Genomic DNA, 19300 nt, shown 5'->3' with positions numbered 1-19300 from the left:
GGCCTTCGCTACTGCAGAGTAACTGTGTGCTGATGTAGCGACTGCGCAGTCGTAACGCGAAGCAGGGGCGGGAGCACGGATGAATCGTGCGCCTTGCCCCGATGCGCGTCGTCGATGAGTTGAGCCCAGTTGGTCAAAGCGGCTCGCCGTTCTTCGAACAGGTCTCCGGCTTGGTAAATCTCGTCGAGGCCGCCCAGGGAGTGGTTGAGCGCCCGGGCGATCGTATCGTCGCGCGTACCCAGGTCGCGGAGGTAGCTCCGCGCGGTTGACCTCAGATCGTGCGGTGAAAAACGGCGAACCGAATCCGGCAGGCGGTTCAGCGCGACGTTCAGCGTCGATCGGCTCATGTGATTCGAGGTTCGTCGCCAGCTGGTCGCTTGAGGTGGCAGGATTGGACCAGTGGTGCCGGAGATCGACTGTAACTCGCGGAACCAGTCAACGACCTGCGGCGCCAGGGGCACTATGTGGGCTCGTGCTGCTTTGTTCCCCTCGCGATCTTCCGGAACGATCCAGCGCCCACGCTTCAGATCGATCTCAGACCAGTTGGCTTGAAGCAGCTCGGTTTTACGGACGCAGGTCGCCAGCAGAATCAGGATCGCCAAACGATTCACCACGCCCAGATTGGGCAGTTCGGCGCATACGGTCATCAACTCGATCAAGGTCAGCTTGATCCTCTTCTTCCGCGGCGGCGCCTTACCCAACACGGAGCGGGGCCGGAGGTCAGCCATCGGGCTGCGCTTGCATGCGCCGATGGCAACACCGTAACTGAAGAGGACGGACAGGTTTTCCCACAGGCGCTTCGCTACGGAGTAGGAACGCTTGGCAACTTTGCGCATCAGCGCGACGATTTCTTCCGGGCCTACGTCGCTGGCCAGGCGCGATCCGATGACACCAGCCACGTCCTTATCAAAAAGCTGCCGATGCGCCGCGAGTGTGCGCAGCCGCAACTCCTTCGAGCGTCGCGACAGGAAGTCTTCAAACAGTTGTGAAACGGTGAGGCCCGTGACGAGCGCCGTTCTCGCCACCTTCTTCTCGTGAGCCGGGTCTTTGCCTTCGAGCAGCGCTTTGCGTTGCTTCGTCGATTCAAGGCGAACCTCGGCCAAAGAGAGTTCAGGATATCTGCCGAGCGTGACCTCGCGCGGCCTGCCCGCGTAGCGATATCGGAGAACCCAGGTTGCGGTTCCTTTCATCGACAAGGTGAGCGTCAAACCCTGTCCGTCCGAGCGTGCGCCCGGCACGCCTTTCCGGATGAATTCCTCGATCTCTTTAACTCGCAGCTGACCCATTCAATGCCTGCGCCGGGAATGTGTAGCTACGGAAGCTAGAGGACTCTCTAGCTACACGTCTAGCTACACATTGGCGTCGGAAGTTACCGGACGGTATCGGACAACCGTTTCCGGATAATCTTTACGCGACAATAAGTTACGTGCGCAAAGCGGGTGTCATCGGATCAAGAAAAACATACTTCGATCTTGGTGCCGCCGAGGTCGATTCCGATTTTGAGCATGGATTGGACTCAGGAGTTGCGATGGAGGTCGGAGGCGATGCTCCGATTGTCGTCGATCCGCGGCCGGTGCCGCGGATCGGGCATGCCGGCCTGGGCGAGGCGGCATGACGGACCGGATACAGCCACGCCGTCAGCGCAAAACCGTCATAAAGAATATTTCATCCAAGCCCGCGAGCCGGCTCCAGGCCTTGCGCCGGCAAACCCCGAGCGCAATGCATGCCGGTCCGAAGCTGACGAAATTCGTAAGTTTTCTGGGGGCCGCCTGAGCCTGGAGTGCCCGGATACTGGGGCAAATCGCGGACTTGGCATCGGTAAATCCGGCCCAGGCCGCAGCGCTCGAATATCGATTCGAGATGACATCCCGGTCGAGCGAAACGCCGATTTCGCGAAGCAAGCTTGCTGCTGGTTCACGCCCGATTCCACGGCGGAAACGCCTGATTTTCGAGGTGGGTGAAACAGAATGAGCGCGTGCGATCGGGTCATCGCACTTGATGTCCGGTTTGTAACGAATTGCCGAAATATTTCAGTTCGTCACGAAACAGTCACAAGCGACTTTTAGGCTTGCGGCGCCTGAAGAGCCCGGTGCCTCGCTGCTCGCGATCGTGCCGACCCCGACGAGAGATTCGTCGGGGTCAGGATTCTTCAGCACACCATGCCTCGACCGCTTCCCTGTCGTCTCGGGACGGCGAGCTGCGTTCGCTCAAGCCCGGTCTTTGCTCGCTAGATGAAATCGCTCTTCAAGATTGTCGGTGCAGCCTCGCTGCTTTGTGCTCCTCAAGCCTGGTCGGCCGAGCTGTACCTGAATACCTTCCTCGGAACCAATCCGCTCAAGGATCTCGAGGTCGAACTCGACGGCCGCTCCTTCGGAAGGACCGATGCGCAGGGCGCCGTCGTCGGCCAGCTCGAAAAAGGTGCGCACACCTTGCGCATCATCGAGAAGGAAAAGAAGGTCACGCTTACCGAATACCAGTTCGAGCTCGCCGAAGGCGAAAGCGCCGACCTGAGTCTCACGTTCACCGATTTCGAAAAGCCGCCTGCGGCTTCGATCGACAAGTACGATCCGGGGCAGCAGGGCCAGGGCGCTCCGGGTGTGCTGCAAGGCTATGTTCTCGATGGTGACAACGCCCCGATCGCCGGCGCGACCTTGCGCCTGCAGCCTTCCGATATCACCGGAACGACCGATTCGAACGGCTCGTTCCAGATCGAAGTGCCGCGTGGTCGCTACGATCTGGCCGTCGAGAAGCAAGGCTACGACACCGCTCGCAGCTCCGGTCTTCGCATCGTTTCAGGCGTCGGTCTTTCGGCCAACATCACGCTGATGGCTGCGCAGGCGGTGGCGGCGGATGCATCCACGGCGGGCGTCGAGGAAATCGTCGTCGTCGGCAGTTACAAGGCTTCCGCCAAGCCGATCGACATCAAGCGCAATTCGGTCGCGGTGACCGACGCGATCAGCGTCGAGGAACTGCTCAAGGCAGGCGACAGCGATGTCGCCGCCTCGCTCAAGCGCGTCGTCGGCGTGTCGATCCAGGGCGGACGTTTTGCCGTCGTGCGTGGTCTGGCGGGGCGCTACATCTCCACCACGCTCAACGACGATTTGCTGTCGAGCACCGATCCGTATCGTCGCGATGTCGAACTCGATCTGTTCCCGGCCGACATCCTGGCCGGCATCGAGATCCAGAAGAGCTTCACCGCCGACATGCCCGGCGACACCACCGGCGGCATCATCAAGATCGGAACCAAGGGCCTGCCCGACGAATACATCAACACGCTGTCGGCCAATGTCGGCGGCAGCACCGGCACCACCGGCGAGAAGATGGTCTCGTACAGTGGCGGTGATCGCGACTGGTTCGGCTACGACGACGGCACCCGCAAGCTGCCGGGCTCGGTCAGAGCTGGAACCAACAATGGTTTGCGCTCGAACTTGTCGGTGGCGGAATCCGCGGCGCTCGCGGCTCAGCTGTCCAACAACTACAACCCGTACCTGCGCGAGGCCGCTCCCGATTTCGGCCTGACCTATGCGCTGGGCAACAGCTTCGATCGCAGCATCGGCCGCATTGGCGCCTACGGCACGCTGGCTTACGATCGCAGCGTCGAGTCGCGCCAGGACGCGATACGCCACACCATCATCGATCCGGTGGCCACCGAATACGATCGCGACATTTTTCGCACCGCGGTCGATGGCTATTTCGTCGCCGGCATCGAGGCCAACGCGGGCTGGAAGGCCTACAGCAAGACCACGGTGCTGCGCGAAAGCGAGGACACCACGGCGGTCGAAGCGGGCTCCGATCTCGACGATGACTTGGCTATCAGCAACGCCCTGCTCGAGTTCCGTGAACGTCAGTTCATCGGCCAGCAGTTCCAGGGCAGCATCCCGCTGTTCCACGACCAGACGGTTTCGTTGCGCGCCGGTTTATCGAGAACCTCGAGCGAGATGCCCGATCGCCGCAGCTATTCGTATATCGGCAACAACTTCGTCGCTTCTAGCTTCGAGCGCCTGTATTCGGACTTGAACGAGGATGGGCGCGATCTGGGGCTCGACTATCTGATTCCGCTGCAACTGACCGACAGCGTGAAGACGACGATCAAGTTCGGCGGGCTCTACAACGATCGTGATCGCGAGAACGAGCTGATACGCCTCGGTGTCCGCTATCGCGGAGGCCCGACCAACGATGATCCCGAAGCGCTGTTGACGCCCGAAAACTTCACCAACGGTTCGTTCCTGCTGGTGGGCAATTCCACCACCACCGACAGCTACGAAGCCGATCAGCGGTCGACCGCGGGATACCTCACGACGCAGACGGACTTCGGTCCGGAGTTCACGCTGGTCGCCGGTGTGCGTCAGGACAATTTCAAGACCAAGCTGCGTTTCCCGAACGCGAACGACACGCCGGAGACTTCGTTGACGTCGAACGAGTTGTTGCCGAGCGTATCGGGCATCTATCGCTACGGCGACGACTGGCAGTTCCGCGCCGGCTATGCACGCACGGTGTCGCGCCCGAGCATCACCGAACTCGCGCCTTCGATCTTCTTCGATGATCGTGGTCGCCAGTTCGTCGGTTGCACGGTCCAGACCGTCAGCGGCCTGGTGTCCTGCAAACCGTCCGACATCGATAACTACGACGTTCGCGTCGAGTACTACATCAACCGCCAGGACAGCATTTCGCTGGCCCTGTTCCACAAGGAAATCGACGATCCGCTCGAGCGTGGTTACGTGCGCGGCTCCGGCTCGGCAACCAATGCCTTTACCTTCCGCAACAGCGAGTCGGCCACGGTTTCCGGTATCGAACTCGACGGACAGCTTTCGTGGCTGTTCGGTACCGATCACAACCTCACCACCGGCGCGAACATCAGCTACATCGAATCCGAGATCAAGCTCGACTCCGAAGGCGCTCAGCTCGAAGGCCGCAGCACACGCGATCTGCAAGGGCAGTCACCGGTGCTCTTCAACAGCCGTGTCGGTTACGAGCACTTCCCGACTCAGCAGTCGGTGACGATGACGGTGAACTACTTCGACGATCGCATCGACGTCGCTGGGCGTACGCCGGTAGGCCCGATTTACGAAATGGGCCGTGTGATCCTCAACCTGACCTATGAGAAGGAATTCGCCAACCGGTCGAAGATCGGCGTGAAGCTGCGCAACCTGCTCAACGACGACATTCGTTTCGAGCAGAACGGTCAGACCATCGAGCGCTGGAAGATCGGCGTCAACGGCGAGGTTTCCTACACCTACAAGTTCTGATCGCGCGATTTCGGCTGCAACGCTTTTTTAGGAAGAAGTTTTGAGAACCGTGGTACGGGCTGGGGCGCTTGCGAGGGTGCGCCGACCGATGCCGAAGCATCGGTGTTCCGTATCCGACTGCATATTTTCGAGAACCCTCGGGAGAGTTTCATGAAACACAATTCTTGGCTTCTGGCGCTCGTGAGTGCCAGTTTCCTACTGTCCGCCTGCGGCAAAGACGGCAATGTGTTCTTGCCGGACGGTGATGGAACCGGTGGTGGCGGCACTCCGCCTCCGACGCAAACCGATGCCGATGGTGACGGCATTCCAGACGCTACCGACAACTGCCCGAACACCGCGAATCCCGATCAGGCCGACAGCAACAACAACGACATCGGTGACGCGTGCGATACGGACGAAGAAGTGCCGACTGGCAGCTTCGTCTCCTGCGTCGGTACGGTTTGCACGCTGTCTGGAGACATCAACGAAAACTTCACGATGAGCTCGCGTTATCAGTGGCTCATCGAAGGTGTGGTCCGCGTCGGTCGCGGCAACGATCAGGTGGCCTCGCAGGCCGATGTCGATACGCTGCGCAGCACCGGTGTGACCCTGACGATCGATCCGGGCGTGAGCGTGGGAGCCTCGGCCAACGGCGTGCTGCTGGTTACGCGCGGCTCCAAGCTGATCGCCGACGGCCGCGCCGATGCGCCGATCACCTTCTCGAGCTCGGTCGACGCCGACTTCGACGGTGAAGGCGAGTGGGGCGGCATCATCATCCAGGGCTTCGCGCCGCAGTACGGCAAGGGCAACAACGGTCCGTGCTACGGCACCACCACCTTCTGCAACGTCGCCGGTGAAGGCGGCAATTTCGTCGGTCGCTACGGCGGCAACGATCCGGCGGACAACAGTGGCATCCTGCGCTACGTGCGCATCGCCGAAGGTGGCCTGATCCCCGCGGGCTCCACCAACAGCGAAGTCAACGGTCTGACGTTGATGGGTGTCGGCCACGGAACGACGATCGATTACGTCCAGGTGCATAGCAACCTCGACGACGGTATCGAGTGGTTCGGCGGAACGGTCAATGCAACGCATCTCGTGCTGACCAACAACGACGACGACGACATCGACTACGACGAGGGCTATCAGGGCAACATCCAGTACGCCATCGTTCAGAAGCATCCGACCAAGGCGACGCCGTCGGGCCAGAACGATCCGCGCGCGATCGAAGCCAACAGCAGTAACGCGGACTACGTGCCGCAGACCAATGCGGTGCTCGCCAACCTGACGCTCGTTGGCGGCCCGGCAGTGAACACCGGTTCGGGCCAGCCCGGTGCGATGTTCCGCGGAGCAGTCAGCACAGCGCTGTACAACAGCTCGATCAAGGGTTTCAACGCGGGTTGCGTGCGCATCGACGATGCCACCATTCCGGGCGGAACGGCGCAGTCGAACGTGACGCTGACCAATGTCCTGGCCGACTGCTCGACGGGCCTTTACGCCAATTCGCGCCAAGCCAACAACGCCGTCAACGCGACCCCGACCACGGTGACGCTGAGCCCGTCCTACGCGATGACCGACAGCACGGCGACGCTGCCCGAGGCGACAGCCATCACGGCGGTCGACAATGGCTCCGGCTTCACCTTCGAACCGACCAACTACGTCGGCGCGGTGGCTCCGGGAACCGACGCCTCGGTCGCATGGTGGGCGGGCTGGACGCTGCCGGGCACGCTGTTGACGGCCCCTGCCGAAACTCCGGCCGCGGCACCTTTCGTCACCTGCGTCAACAGCGTTTGCACGGTCACCGGCACGATCAACAGGGACTACGTGTTCACCGCCGGTGTCGAATGGGTGCTCAATGGTGCGGTGCGTGTCGGTACGGGCAATCTCACCATCGGCAGCGCCGCCGATGTCGCTGCGGTTCGCGCTGCGGGCGTCACGCTGACGATTCGTCCGGGTGTCAGCGTGCGCGGCAGCTCCGATGGTGTACTGCTCGTCACTCGGGGCTCGAAGCTGATCGCCAACGGTCGCGCCGATGCGCCGATCACGTTCTCGAGTGCAGCCGACAACGATCTCGACGGTGAAGGCGAATGGGGCGGTGTCATCATCCAGGGTTTCGCGCCGCAGTACGGCAAGGGCAACAGTGGCCCATGCCACGGAGCCGGCACGGTTTGCAACGTGCAGGGTGAGGGCGGCAATTTCGTCGGTTACTACGGCGGCAGCGACCCGGCGGACAACAGCGGCATCCTGCGCTATGTGCGCATCGCTGAAGGCGGCTTGATCCCGGCGGGCACCGTCAACAACGAGGTCAATGGCCTGACGCTGATGGGTGTCGGCCACGGTACGACGATCGACTACGTCCAGGTGCACAGCAATCTCGACGACGCGGTCGAGTGGTTCGGTGGCACGGTCAACGCGAAGCATCTCGTGCTGACCAGCAACGACGACGATGACATCGACTACGACGAGGGCTACCAGGGCAACATCCAGTTCGCGATCGTCAGAAAGCATCCGACCAAGGCGACTCCCACGGGACAGAACGATCCTCGCGCCATCGAGGCCAACAGCAGCAACGCGGACTACGTGCCGCAGACCAACGCAGTCCTCGCCAACCTGACGCTGATCGGCGGGCCGGCCGCCAACTCCGGCAATGGACAGCCGGGCATGCTGTTCCGTGGCGCGGTGCAGACCTCGGTGTACAACAGCGCGGTCAAGGGCTTCAACGTCGGTTGCACGCGTATCGACGACGCCACGGTCAGCGGCGCGACGACGGCGTCGAACATTTCGCTGATCAACCTGCTGGGCGACTGCAGCTCGGGCCTGTTCACCGGCAATTCGCGTCCGGCCAGTGCTTCCGACAACGCGACGGCGACGACGGTGACGCTGGATTCGTCGATGGCGATGACCGAGGCGACGGCAAACTTGACCACGGCTCCGACGATCACGCCGGTGCCGACCGGTTCGAACTTCGACTTCGAGCAGACCGACTATGTCGGCGCGGTGAAGCCGGGAACGCGCACCGTGAACGCCTGGTGGCAGGGCTGGACGATCCCGAACACGGTCGTTCCATAAGCGGCAGCGGCATTTTGTGGAAACGAGAACGGCGGCCATAAGGCCGCCGTTCTCGTTTGGAGCCGTGGTTCCCGGACCTGCCTCCAGACTTGCCCTGACGATCGCGAGCCGCTACAAAGCGCGCATGTCCCGTCGTGCCTCCAGCCCGTTCCGCCATCCCGCAGCGCTTCTGCTGCTGGCACTGCTGTTCGGCTGGCAGTCGCTGGCCTCGGCGATGGCCTTGCCATGCCGCTTCCAGGCTCAGCCGCCCGCGCCGCATTCGATGGCGACAAAGCTCTCGCATGAAGCGCCTGCGCATGCCGGGCACTGCCCGGGCATGAAGCCGCAGGTAAAGCTGCAACACGACTGCGACGGCCTCTGCGCCGATCACCATTGCGCGGGTGTCGCATTCGCGCTGCCGCCGACGCTGGCGGCCAGTGCCGAGCCGCCGCTGGCGCATGTCGATGCGCTGTTCATCGCCGAACCCCTGCGCAACGGTTCGTCGAGCGAGTTGATCCGTCCTCCCAGTCGATCCTGAGGTAAAGCCGCGCGAGCGGCGACGCACGTGCCGTGCGCTTTTGGTCCGGCGTTTCGAACGCCGGATGCCTACGCTTCAGGAGAATCACCCTTGTCCGTTTCCACCTTTCGCAGCGGCGCGCTCGCGCTGCTGCTGCCGCTCGCCGTGTCGGCTTGCGCGGGCCTGCCCGACGACTGGGGCCGCGCCGACGCGGCGCGCCTGGCCGCCGAACGCGGGCGCGCGCTTCCGCAGACACCCAATGTCGCCGCCTACACACGCGAGCAGCTCGCGCAGCCGCTGACGCCGCAGGCGACGGTTTCGCTCGCGCTACTCAACAACCCGGATCTGCGCGCGCGCAACGCACGGCTCGGCATCGCCGCGGCCGATCTCTACGAGGCCAGCCGCATGGCCAATCCGGTGATTTCGGCGACACGCCTTTCCGGCGACAGCGGGCCGCGCTCGCAACTCACGCTCGGCATCGGCTTCGACGTGCTGGGCCTGCTCACGCTGCCGGCGAACCGGCGCAACGCGCAGGCCGGTGTCGAGGCCGCCAAGTTCGAAGCGGGCAGCGCGATCGTCGAGCTCGCAACGCAGGCCGAGCGCGCCTGGTTCGAAGCCGCGGCCGCCCAGCAGCGTGCGCAAGTACGCGAACTCGCGGCGCGCGCGGCGAGCGCTTCGGGCGAGATCGCGCAGCGCTACTTCGACGCGGGCAACATCAATCGCCGGCAGCTCGCGCTCGAGCAGGCCGAAGCCGGCAGCCTGCGGCTCGAATCGCTCGCCGCACAGGCGCAGGCGGCGACCGAACGCGCGGCGCTCAACCGCATCATGGGCCAGCGTGAAGACAGCGCCTGGACGCTGGCTTCGCCCTTGCCCGAGCCCGCGGCGCAGGAGCCTGCACTCGATGCGCTGCTGCGTGAGGCGGTCGATTCACGGCTCGACATCGCAGCCGCGCAACAGCAGGCGCGCGGCATTGCGGGCCGCTACCGGCTCGTGCGGCGCACGCGCCTGATCGGCGACATCCAACTCGGTGCCGAGCGCGAGCGCGAGTACGACGGCGCGATCAACGCCGGCCCGAGCGCCTCGATACGCCTACCGCTGTTCGACTGGGGCAGCGGCCGCAAGGCGCGTGCGCAGGCCGAGCTCGACATCGCCGAGGCCAGGCTCGACGGCCTCGTGCTCGATGCGGGCAACGACGTGCGCGCCGCGTATGCGCGCATGCAGGTCGCGAGCGAACGCGCGCGCACCTATCGCGAGACCCTGATTCCGCAGCGTGAAACCGTCGTCGAATTCCTGCAGCGCGAAGTCAACTACATGCTCGCGGGCGTGTTCGAACTGCTCGTCGCCAAGCGGCAGGAATACGACGCATATGCCGGCTACATCGATGCGGTACGCGATTACTGGATCGCGCGCGCCGACCTCACGCAGGCGGTCGGCCGCACGCTGCCGATCGAAACCGCGGCGCATGAGCATCAGCACGACCATCACGACACGACATCGAACGGAGACGCGCCATGATGCGCCGTCGCAATCTGCTGCAACTGATCGGCGCGGGCGGCGCCGGCCTGCTCGCCAAACGCGCGAACGCGCAGCATGAGCACCATGCGGCGCCCGTCGGAACGGGCGAGCCGCGCGGACGCCGCCATGCGCAGGGCTACATGCCCGTGCGCACGCTCAACGGCTGGACCCTGCCGTACGAGCTCAAGGGCGGCGTCAAGGAGTTCCATCTCGTCGCCGAAGAGATCGAGCACGAATTCGCGCCGGGTACGCGAGCCAAGTGCTGGGGCTACAACGGCACCACACCGGGTCCGACGATCGAAGCGGTCGAAGGCGATCGCGTGCGCCTGTTCGTCACCAATCGCCTGCCCGAAGCGACTTCGGTGCATTGGCATGGCATCGATCTGCCGCAAGGCTACGACGGCGTAGGCGGACTCACGCAGGCGCACATCAAGCCCGGCGAAACCTACGTCTACGAGTTCACGCTGCGTCAGCACGGCACCCACATGTATCACCCGCACGTCGATGAAATGACCCAGATGGCCTTCGGCATGATGGGCATGTTCATCATCCATCCGCACGATGGCGAAGCGGTGCGCATCGATCGCGATTACTGCTTCCTGCTGCACAACTGGGCGCTGCATCCGGGCACCTACCGGCCCGATCCGAGCGTGATGCAGGACTTCGATCTGTGGACCTTCAACTCGAAAGTGTTTCCGGCGATCGATCCGCTCGTGATGGCGATGGGCGAGCGCATCCGCATCCGCGTCGGCAACCTGTCGATGTGGAATCACCCGATCCATCTGCACAGCAATCCGTTCTGGGTCACGGGCTCCGACGGCGGGCGCTGGCCGCAGGCGCTATGGCGACGCGAAGCGACCGAGATCGTCGGCGTCGGCCAGGTGCGCGATCTCGAATTCGTGCCGACCGAGCCGGGCGACTGGGCGCTGCATTGCCACATGGCGCACCACACGATGAACGCGATGGGGCACGGCATTCCGAACAACGTCGGCGTCGATCAGCGCGGCGTCGCGCGCGAGATCAAGCAGCTGCTGCCGGGCTATATGCCGATGGGCAAGAGCGGCATGTCCGAGCACGCCATGCACGTGGAGCACGGCATGATGGAAGGCCCCGACAACACGCTGCCGATGATGACCGGGCAGGGGCCTTACGGCGGCATCGAAATGGGCGGCATGTTCACCGTGCTGAAAGTGCGCGAAGGCCTGGCCCCCGGCGATTTCAACGATCCGGGCGCCTACGTCGTCGACGAGAGCCGGCGCGCGCGGCGCGTGAGCAGCGATCCGGATTTCGGCAGTCCGCACCGGCGTTCGCCGTATGCGAACAACGCGCCGAATGCATCGCCGGCCGAATCGGACGATCATGCGCAGCATCACCACCACGGTAGCGAGCCGCAGTGAGCGAAGACGATGTGCTGATGCTGTCCGAGCTGCCCGCGGGCGCCTTGCGCGCCTTGCTGGAGCCGCGCGGCATGCGCGTGCTCGTGGTGGCACCCGATGCGCCGATTCCGGGCAGCTACTGGGGCGAGCGCGAGGCCGGGCTCATCGGCGATGCGCTCTACGTGCGCGCCGACACGCCCGTGCATTCGGCGCTGCACGAGTCCTGTCACTTTCTCTGCATGGACGAGGGCCGCCGATCGTGCCTGCACACCGACGCGGGTGGCGACGACGTCGAGGAATCCGCCGTCTGCTATCTGCAGGCCGTGCTCGCCGATCAGCTCGCGGGCTACAGCCGCGATCGGCTGTTCGCCGACATGGACGCCTGGGGGTATCACTTCCGCCTCGGCAGCACGCGCGCCTGGTTCGAGCAGGACAGCGACGATGCGCGCGCCTGGCTCGTTACGCACGGGCTCGTCTGAAAACGAAAAGCCCCGCTTCTGACCAGCAGAAGCGGGGCTTCGATGACCGCTAATCGTCGGCAGTGACTGCCGCGTGGCTTACTTCTTCTTCGCCTGGTTGGCGACCGCTTCGGCCGCGCGCTTGGCCGCTTCGGGGTCGCCGAGATAGCGGTGGCTCACGGGCTTGAGATTGTCGTCGAGCTCGAACAGCAGCGGGATCGAGGTCGGGATGTTGATCTCGAGGATCTCCTTCTCCGACACGCCGGTGAGGTACTTGTAGAGCGCGCGCAGCGAGTTGCCGTGCGCGGTCACGAGCACGGTCTTGCCGGCCTTGATGTCCGGGGCGATGGCGTCGTGCCAGTACGGCAGCACGCGCACCAGCGTGGTGGCGAGCGATTCGGTGCCCGGCAGCGCGGCGGCGTCGAGCGTCGAATAGCGGCGGTCGTTGACCGGATGGCCCGGATCGGAAGCCGGCATTTCGGGCGGCGGAACGTCGTAGCTGCGGCGCCAGACCTTCACCTGCTCCTCGCCGTGCTTGGCCGTGGTCTCGGCCTTGTCGAGGCCCTGCAGGGCGCCGTAGTGGCGCTCGTTGAGGCGCCAGCTCTTGTGCACCGGAACCCAGGACTGATCGAGCTCGGAGAGCACCACCTGCTGGGTGTGGATCGCGCGCTTGAGCACCGAGGTGTACGCGACGTCGAACTGATAACCCTCTTCGCGCAGCAGCTTGCCGGCGGCGACGGCTTCGGCGCGGCCCGCTTCGGTGATGTCCACGTCGACCCAGCCGGTGAAGCGGTTTTCGAGATTCCACTGGCTCTGCCCGTGACGCAGCAGTACGAGTTTGCGGGTGCTCATCGACATCGTTCCTCTTGGTGTCTTGGTTAAGTTTGGTCTTGCAGGTGCTTGTTCTTGACGCGCACGTAGTTCTGCGCGGAGTAGCGCAGGTTCTCGAGTTCGCTGGCGCTCAGTTCGCGCGCGGCCGCGGCGGGCGAGCCCTTGTAGAGCCAACCGGATTTGAGCGTTTTGCCCGGCGAAACCAGGCTGCCGGCCGCCACCATCACGTCGTCTTCGATGACCACGCGATCGAGTACGATCGCGCCCATGCCGATCAGCACGCGATTGCCGATGGTGCAGGCATGCAGCGTCACCGAATGTCCCACGGTGACGTCGTCGCCGATGATCGTCGGCACGCCGCCGGGCGTGTACGGCCCGTCATGCGTGACGTGCACGACCGTGTTGTCCTGGATGCTCGTGCGCGCGCCGACGACGATCTTGTTGACGTCGCCGCGCAGCACCGCGAACGGCCAGATCGAAGCGTCGTCGCCGAGCGTGACATCGCCGAGCACGAGCGCGAACTCGTCGACGTAGACCTCGCGCCCGAGCGTGGGCGCGATGCCCTGATACTTGCGGATCGCCATCGACTGCTACGGCGTGAACGGCGTGGTTTCGAAGCTCGGGCCGGTGTTGCGCTGGTATGGGCTCGTCGTCCATTTGTCGAGGAAGCTCGTGATCTGCGCGAGCACGTCGCTCTGGTTGCGCATGTACGGGCCGATCGAGCTCAGGAGGCGCGCGTGCGGCATCTTCGGGTAGATCACGGTTTCGACCGGGCCGCCCGCGCGCGCGACGCTGGCCGCGAGGCTGCGTGTGTTCTTCACCGGCACGATCTCGTCGTCTTCGCCGGCCATCAGCAGCAGCGGTGGGTTCTGGCCGTCGACGTAGAGGATGGGCTGCGATTGCTCGAACTTGTCGACCGGGCCGAACAGGTCGCGCAGCATCGGATCGGTGAGCGGCAGGAAGTCGTACGGACCGGCCAGGCCGATCATGCCGCGCAGCCAGGTGCGCGAGCCGCCGACGCCTTTCAGGAACTGCTCGTTGAGCGCGAGCATCGCGGCGACGTGGGCGCCGGACGAGTGGCCCATGACGAAGACCCTCTTCGAATCGCAGCCGTAGTCGTCGATCTTGTCGTGCACCCACTTGATCGCCTTGGCGCCGTCTTCGACGAAGGCCGGGAAGCGCACCATCGGGTACTGGCGCACGTCCGGGATCACCGTGCAATAGCCGGCGCTGGCGAGCGCACCCCCGACGAACTCGAAATCCTTCTTGTTGCCGCTGCTCCAGCGGCCGCCGTAGAAGAACACCACGGTCGGGCGATCGTTCTGGTTGTTGGGCTTGTAGACGTCGAGCGTGAGGCCGCTGGCTTTTTCGTAGGGCAGGTTGGTGCTGCGGTTGAAGCCCGAGGTCGAGGTCAGGCTGTTGAGCACCTGCTGGCCCGAGCAGCTGGCGACGGCGGCTGGAACGAGCAGCAGGGCGAGCAGTTTTCGAAGCGAAAGGGTCATGGCGATGGCGGAACGGTCCAAACGGGACTGGCAGAGCCGACATGGTACAGGGGTGAGGCCGGGAATCGGGAATCGCCGAAAAGGCTGGCGCCTGGCGGCTCGCTTTACCGATTCCCGATTCACTATTCCTGATTTCCGGCGTCTTCCGAATCCCGGCCTGCCGCTCCTTGCACCCGGTCAAAAGGCCCCTATGTCCTCGGAAACCCCTCGGGCCTTGCTAGGCTCGGATCCTTATCGCTTACTGCCAGGAATTCGATGACCGCCACCGACAATGCCCTGCTCGCCGCCCGCCCGCTCAACGAGCTGCCGGATTTCGCCCGGATCAGAGCCGAACAGGCCGAGCCCGCGGTCGACGCGGTGCTCGCCGAGAGCAAGCGCAAGCTCGACGAGCTGCTGGCATTGGATCGCGAACCGACCTGGGAAACCTTCATCGAGCCCTTGGAAGCGCTCGGCGAGCATCTGGGCCAGGTCTGGGGCCCGGTCTCTCACCTGTTCATGGTGCGATCGACGGCCGAATGGCGCGCCGCCTACAACGCCTGCCTGCCCAAGGTCACCGAGTACAGCCTGGAGCTGTCGCAGTCCGAGCCCTTGTGCGCGGCCTATCGGCGCATCAAGGAGAGCCCGGGTTTCGCGCAGCTTTCCCCGGTGAGGCAGAAGGTCATCAACGACGCGCTGCGCGACTTCCGCCTGTCCGGTATCGATCTGCCGGCCGACAAGAAGCAGCGCTACAAGGAGATCGCCCTGCGCCTGTCCGAGATCCAGACCAAGTTCGAAGAGAACCTGATGGACGCGATCAAGGCCTGGAGCAAGCTCGTCACCGACGAGTCCGAACTGGCCGGCATGACCGACGCCGCCAGGCAGCAGGCGCGCGAGAAGGCCAAGGCCAAGGGCCAGGACGGCTGGCTGCTGACGCTCGATTTTCCGAGCTACGACGCGGTGATCACCTACACCACCAACCGCGAGCTGCGCCGCGAGATCTACACCGCCTACAGCACGCGCGCCTCCGACCAGGGCCCGCAGGCCGGGCAGTTCGACAACGGCCCGATCGCCGAAGAAATTCTCAAGCTGCGGCATGAAGAAGCGCTGCTGCTGGGCTTCAACAACTACGCCGAGCTTTCGCTCGCGACCAAGATGGCCGACTCGCCCGACGAGGTCGAAGGCTTTCTGCGCGACCTCGCGCGCCGCGCCAAGCCGCGCGCGGGCGCCGAGCTCGACGAGCTGCGCGCGTATGCCAAACAGCTCGACGGCCTCGATGAGCTGCAGCCCTGGGACATGGCCTTCTACGCCGAGAAGTTCAAGGAAAGCAGCCTGGGCCTGTCCGACGAGGAATTGCGCCCGTACTTCGCGCTGCCGGCCGTGCTCGATGGCCTGTTCAAGCTGCTCGGTCGGCTCTACGGCCTGCGCTGCGAGCGCCTGCCCGATGCGCCGGTCTGGCACGAGGACGTGCAGGCTTATCAGCTGCTCGACGCCAATGGGCTGGTCGGGCGCTTCTATCTCGATCCGTTCGCGCGCGACGAAAAGCGCGGCGGCGCCTGGATGGACGAATGCCACAACCGCCGCCGCACGAGCGCGGGCGTGCAGACGCCGGTCGCGTACCTGGTCTGCAACTTCCGGCCCGCGGTCGGCGATCAGCCCGCGCTGCTCACGCACGATGAAGTCGTGACCCTGTTCCACGAGTTCGGCCACGGCCTGCACCTGCTGCTGACGCAGGTCGACGAGGCTTCGGTCGCCGGCATCCACGGCGTCGAGTGGGACGCGGTCGAGCTGCCGAGTCAGTTCATGGAGAACTGGTGCTTTGACGAAACCACGCTCAACGGCTTCGCGCGCCATTACCAGACCGGTGAGCCGATTCCGACCGCGCTGCTCGACAAGCTCAAGAGCAGCCGGGTGTTCCAGAGTGGCTTGGCCACCGTGCGGCAGATCGAGTTCGCGTTGTTCGACCTGCGCCTGCATCGCGATTACGACCCGGCTGCGGGCGGTCGCGTGCTCGAAACCCTCAAACGCGCGCGCGACGAAGTGGCGGTGATGCAGCCGCCGGCCTTCAACCGCATGCCGATGAGCTTCTCGCACATCTTCGCGGGCGGCTATGCGGCCGGTTACTACAGCTACAAGTGGGCCGAAGTGCTGTCGGCCGATGCCTTCGCCGCGTTCGAAGAGAGCGACTTCGCCGCCGAAACCGGCCAGCGCTTCCGCGCCACGATCCTGGCCAACGGCGGCTCGCGCGAGGCGCGCGAGCTGTTCCGGGAGTTCCGCGGCCGCGATCCGGAGATCGCCGCGCTGCTGCGGCACAACGGGCTGGAAGTCGAGGCGGCGTAGGTTCGCTGCTGCCGGTAGAGGTCCAAAGCCCCTCGCTCCCCGCGTGCGGGACTCTCTCCCGCACGCGGGAGAGAGGTGGCGCGTCAGCGCCGGGTGAGGGGCTTCATTGCGACGGAATCGGCGGTTTGAAGGCGGCGGTCATCGAAGGTGCTTCGACCACGCGGTCGCGGCCGCCGGCCTTGGCCTTGTAGAGCGCCACGTCGGCCCGGCCGATCCAGTCGTCGAGCGTGTCGATTCCGCGTTCGAGCGCGGCGACGCCGATGCTCGTGCTGAGCAGGCGCGACGGCCCGCCTTCGATGTCGACTTCGCGAATGCGCGCCTGGATGCGCTGCGCGATGTCGGAGGCTTCGGCGATCGTCGCGTTCGGCAACACCACCACGAACTCGTCGCCCCCGTAGCGGCCGGCGCTGTCGCTCTTCCCGGTGACGCTGCTGATGGTGTCCGCGAAGGCCTTGATCACCTTGTCGCCGGCGAGGTGGCCGTAACGATCGTTGATGTTCTTGAAGTGATCGATGTCGATCACCAGTAGCGAGGCTTTCGAATGCGAGCGCTGGAAGCGCTGGATTTCATCGAGTGCCTTCTGCTCCCAGTGCCCGCGATTGAGCAGTCCGGTCAGCGGATCGGTGCGCGCGAGCTTGGTGATTTCCAGGCGCTGCCGATGGCTGAGCTGCAGCAAGCCATGCGTCACGCTCGCCACCGTCAGCGGATAAGCGACGAAGTGCGGGACGCAGGCCAGCATCACCGGCAGTGAGGATTCCGGCGCGAAGCCGAAGCCGAGCATCCACGAGACCAGCGCGCAGGTAAGCAGCTGGATGCCGACGGTTCTGGGCAGCAGCTTCCAGCCGCCGAAGGCCAGCTTGTCCATCGTCAGCGTGACGAACAGCAGCAGGCTCGGCATGAAATTGAATTGCATGACCGCGATCCAGAGGCCGCCCATCGCCGAATCGACGATCAGGTTGCGCTGCTCCTGGGCGCGCGGATTCGAGCTGCGCCGCGAGAGCGCATAGGCGACGAAGGGCCAAATGTAGCCGTTGCCGAACAGCAGCGCCCAGGCCGGCCAGTCGTGGCCCTGCTCGTACAGCACGCCGCCGACCGCGACCGCGCCGAGGCCCAGGCCGAGCAGACGCAACAGAAAGACCTGGCGGGCGAGCTTGACGCCCGCCCGGGTCTTCGCCGCATCGAGAGTTGTGGACATCTCGTCTTCCCGTGAGCCCCTGCATCGGTAAGGCGAGACTTACGCAAGGGCTGGTTCCCGGCCGGCATTTTGCCTGCGGGAGGGCAGGAGTTCTTGTCCTTTCGGCGGGTGGGGCGTCACGGGCCGACGGAAGCCGGCTTTCGGCTTCCGTCATGCAACCGCGTTCACTCGTGCGCGAGGCGCTTTAAAGCGCCGGGCTGGCGAGCGCGACGTTGCGCTTCTTGGCGGTATCGAAGACCGCGCTGTCGAGGCCGACGATCAGCGACTTGAGCCAGTCGCCGCCGCGCGCGTCGTCCGACAGGCCCACCGCGATGTAGCGACGGCCGTCGTGCTCGACGATCGCGCTGTCGGCATGGAAGTTCTTCCAGGTGCCGGACTTGCGGAACAGCTTGGCGCCCGGATACAGGTCCTGCAGGCCGGCGACGAACTTATGGTGGATCGCCGGCTCGCCCATGATCGCCTTCATCTGCTTGCTCGCCTCGGGCGAGACGAGCTGGCCGGTTTCGAGCATGTAGTAGAAGCGCGCGACCTGGAAGCTGGTCGCGCCGTGCGAGAGGTTGTGCAGCGGATCGCGCTTGGTGGCGATGCCGCTCGCGTAGGGCTTGCCGACCCAGAGGCCGCCGTTGAGCTTGGAGTCGTAGAGCCGGTAGCGGCTCGACTGCAGCACCGCGGCGAGGTAATCGGTGCCGACCTTCTGCAGCATGTCGGAGGCGGCGATGTTCGACGAGTGGCGAATCATCTGCTGCAGCTCGGCGATGGTGTCCGCGTCCATCTTGAGCTTGCCGGCCGCGGCCTTCTCGAAGGCGCCGAGCAGGATCGCGATCTTCGGCAGGCTCGCGGCATAGAACATCTGGTTGCCGTTGACCTGCGCCATCGTCGGGGCGGCGGTGTTGGTGATGTCGACGAGCGACACGGCCAGGTGGCCGCTGCGCACCGCGTCCTTGAGCTTGAGCTGGGCCAGGCAGGTTTCGAGCGAAGCCTGCAGCGACTGGTCCACCTTCGGCGACAGCTCCATGAGCATCGAATCGAGCTCGGCCGACGGCGGCTTGATCATCGCGGGGACGATGTTCGCGGGGGCGAGGGCGCTGGCTTCGGGGCTCGCGGCGGGTAGCGGCGCCGCGAACAGGGTCGCGGCGATCGAGAGCGAAAATGCAGCACGGCGACTGAAAAAAGCCGTCCGGCTCCTGGAGTGAGTGGCGATCACGGAGCGATGGGTTCCTAAACTAGCGGTACGAAAACCGCGCTTCCGGGTTCTACAGGCCCGGGGCACGCGCCATTGCCTGGCACCTTAACCCGTGTTGAATGCTGAATGCCAGCTTC

Annotated in this window: 14 protein-coding genes; 7 read left to right on the top strand and 7 right to left on the bottom strand. The window is 64.7% G+C overall.

Annotated elements, in window-relative coordinates:
- Positions 1 to 8 precede the first annotated feature (8 nt).
- Together WQQ_RS03125 and WQQ_RS03120 are read right to left on the bottom strand one after the other, a co-directional pair.
- Complete coding sequence (locus WQQ_RS03125; RefSeq protein ID WP_007183603.1) at positions 9 to 1286, bottom strand: tyrosine-type recombinase/integrase; 1278 nt, start codon at positions 1284 to 1286, stop codon at positions 9 to 11.
- A 351-nt stretch (positions 1287 to 1637) separates the two neighbouring features.
- A complete protein-coding gene (locus WQQ_RS03120; RefSeq protein WP_007183601.1) occupies positions 1638 to 1901 on the bottom strand; it encodes a hypothetical protein in 264 nt (87 codons plus the stop codon).
- Positions 1902 to 2231: 330 nt separating this feature from the next.
- Here WQQ_RS03120 and WQQ_RS03115 point away from each other — a divergent pair, with 330 nt between their 5' ends.
- The 6 genes from WQQ_RS03115 to WQQ_RS03090 all read left to right on the top strand — a co-directional run bounded on the left by WQQ_RS03115 (position 2232) and on the right by WQQ_RS03090 (position 12157).
- A complete protein-coding gene (locus WQQ_RS03115; protein WP_007183600.1) occupies positions 2232 to 5246 on the top strand; it encodes a TonB-dependent receptor in 3015 nt (1004 codons plus the stop codon).
- A 150-nt stretch (positions 5247 to 5396) separates the two neighbouring features.
- Positions 5397 to 8291, top strand: coding sequence for a thrombospondin type 3 repeat-containing protein (locus tag WQQ_RS03110; protein ID WP_007183599.1), 2895 nt, complete (start codon positions 5397 to 5399; stop codon positions 8289 to 8291).
- 124 nt (positions 8292 to 8415) lie between these two features.
- Complete coding sequence (locus WQQ_RS03105) at positions 8416 to 8808, top strand: hypothetical protein (RefSeq protein WP_007183598.1); 393 nt, start codon at positions 8416 to 8418, stop codon at positions 8806 to 8808.
- Positions 8809 to 8898: 90 nt separating this feature from the next.
- Positions 8899 to 10302 carry a TolC family protein gene (locus WQQ_RS03100; RefSeq protein ID WP_007183597.1) on the top strand — a complete coding sequence of 468 codons (1404 nt, stop codon included), beginning with the start codon at positions 8899 to 8901 and terminating at the stop codon, positions 10300 to 10302.
- The gene (locus tag WQQ_RS03095) at positions 10302 to 11699 is read left to right on the top strand and encodes a multicopper oxidase family protein (protein ID WP_083844505.1); all 1398 of its coding nucleotides are present in this window, start codon (positions 10302 to 10304) and stop codon (positions 11697 to 11699) included. The genes WQQ_RS03100 and WQQ_RS03095 overlap by 1 nt, the downstream gene beginning before the upstream one ends.
- 17 nt (positions 11700 to 11716) lie before the next feature.
- Positions 11717 to 12157: a hypothetical protein gene (locus tag WQQ_RS03090; protein WP_040453502.1), complete on the top strand. Its 441-nt coding sequence runs from the start codon at positions 11717 to 11719 to the stop codon at positions 12155 to 12157.
- A gap of 78 nt (positions 12158 to 12235) precedes the next feature.
- On the opposite strand, the gene gpmA is transcribed toward WQQ_RS03090, so the two are convergent.
- Genes gpmA through WQQ_RS03075 form a run of 3 tightly spaced genes read right to left on the bottom strand, consistent with a single transcriptional unit; the run spans position 12236 to position 14469 of the window.
- Complete coding sequence (gene gpmA / locus WQQ_RS03085; protein WP_007183594.1) at positions 12236 to 12988, bottom strand: 2,3-diphosphoglycerate-dependent phosphoglycerate mutase; 753 nt, start codon at positions 12986 to 12988, stop codon at positions 12236 to 12238.
- Positions 12989 to 13014: 26 nt separating this feature from the next.
- Positions 13015 to 13551 (bottom strand): gamma carbonic anhydrase family protein, encoded by a 537-nt coding sequence (locus tag WQQ_RS03080; protein ID WP_007183593.1) that lies wholly within the window; start codon positions 13549 to 13551, stop codon positions 13015 to 13017.
- Between the two features lie 6 nt (positions 13552 to 13557).
- A complete protein-coding gene (locus WQQ_RS03075; RefSeq protein WP_040452900.1) occupies positions 13558 to 14469 on the bottom strand; it encodes an alpha/beta hydrolase in 912 nt (303 codons plus the stop codon).
- 255 nt (positions 14470 to 14724) lie between these two features.
- On the opposite strand from WQQ_RS03075, the gene WQQ_RS03070 reads away from it, so the two are divergent.
- Positions 14725 to 16785, top strand: coding sequence for a M3 family metallopeptidase (locus WQQ_RS03070; RefSeq protein WP_007183591.1), 2061 nt, complete (start codon positions 14725 to 14727; stop codon positions 16783 to 16785).
- Between the two features lie 103 nt (positions 16786 to 16888).
- Here the strand turns inward: WQQ_RS03070 and WQQ_RS03065 are convergent, their stop codons facing one another.
- Both WQQ_RS03065 and WQQ_RS03060 read right to left on the bottom strand, forming a co-directional pair.
- Positions 16889 to 17980, bottom strand: coding sequence for a sensor domain-containing diguanylate cyclase (locus WQQ_RS03065; RefSeq protein WP_007183590.1), 1092 nt, complete (start codon positions 17978 to 17980; stop codon positions 16889 to 16891).
- 184 nt (positions 17981 to 18164) lie between these two features.
- The gene (locus WQQ_RS03060) at positions 18165 to 19184 is read right to left on the bottom strand and encodes a serine hydrolase (protein WP_007183589.1); all 1020 of its coding nucleotides are present in this window, start codon (positions 19182 to 19184) and stop codon (positions 18165 to 18167) included.
- Positions 19185 to 19300 lie beyond the last annotated feature (116 nt).

Origin of the sequence: Hydrocarboniphaga effusa AP103, from assembly GCF_000271305.1 — a bacterium.
GTDB classification, from domain to species: Bacteria; Pseudomonadota; Gammaproteobacteria; order Nevskiales; family Nevskiaceae; genus Hydrocarboniphaga; species Hydrocarboniphaga effusa.
This window is presented reverse-complemented; position numbering and strand designations above follow the sequence as displayed.

Excerpts from the sequence above, each read along its gene's own strand:
- WQQ_RS03125 (WP_007183603.1), bottom strand. The coding sequence starts at position 1,286 with ATGGGTCAGCTGCGAGTTAAAGAGATCGAGGAATTCATCCGGAAAGGC.
- gpmA (WP_007183594.1), bottom strand. The coding sequence starts at position 12,988 with ATGAGCACCCGCAAACTCGTACTGCTGCGTCACGGGCAGAGCCAGTGG.
- WQQ_RS03080 (WP_007183593.1), bottom strand. The coding sequence starts at position 13,551 with ATGGCGATCCGCAAGTATCAGGGCATCGCGCCCACGCTCGGGCGCGAG.
- WQQ_RS03070 (WP_007183591.1), top strand. The coding sequence starts at position 14,725 with ATGACCGCCACCGACAATGCCCTGCTCGCCGCCCGCCCGCTCAACGAG.
- WQQ_RS03110 (WP_007183599.1), top strand. The coding sequence starts at position 5,397 with ATGAAACACAATTCTTGGCTTCTGGCGCTCGTGAGTGCCAGTTTCCTA.
- WQQ_RS03095 (WP_083844505.1), top strand. The coding sequence starts at position 10,302 with ATGCGCCGTCGCAATCTGCTGCAACTGATCGGCGCGGGCGGCGCCGGC.
- WQQ_RS03090 (WP_040453502.1), top strand. The coding sequence starts at position 11,717 with ATGCTGTCCGAGCTGCCCGCGGGCGCCTTGCGCGCCTTGCTGGAGCCG.
- WQQ_RS03115 (WP_007183600.1), top strand. The coding sequence starts at position 2,232 with ATGAAATCGCTCTTCAAGATTGTCGGTGCAGCCTCGCTGCTTTGTGCT.
- WQQ_RS03075 (WP_040452900.1), bottom strand. The coding sequence starts at position 14,469 with ATGACCCTTTCGCTTCGAAAACTGCTCGCCCTGCTGCTCGTTCCAGCC.
- WQQ_RS03065 (WP_007183590.1), bottom strand. The coding sequence starts at position 17,980 with ATGTCCACAACTCTCGATGCGGCGAAGACCCGGGCGGGCGTCAAGCTC.
- WQQ_RS03105 (WP_007183598.1), top strand. The coding sequence starts at position 8,416 with ATGTCCCGTCGTGCCTCCAGCCCGTTCCGCCATCCCGCAGCGCTTCTG.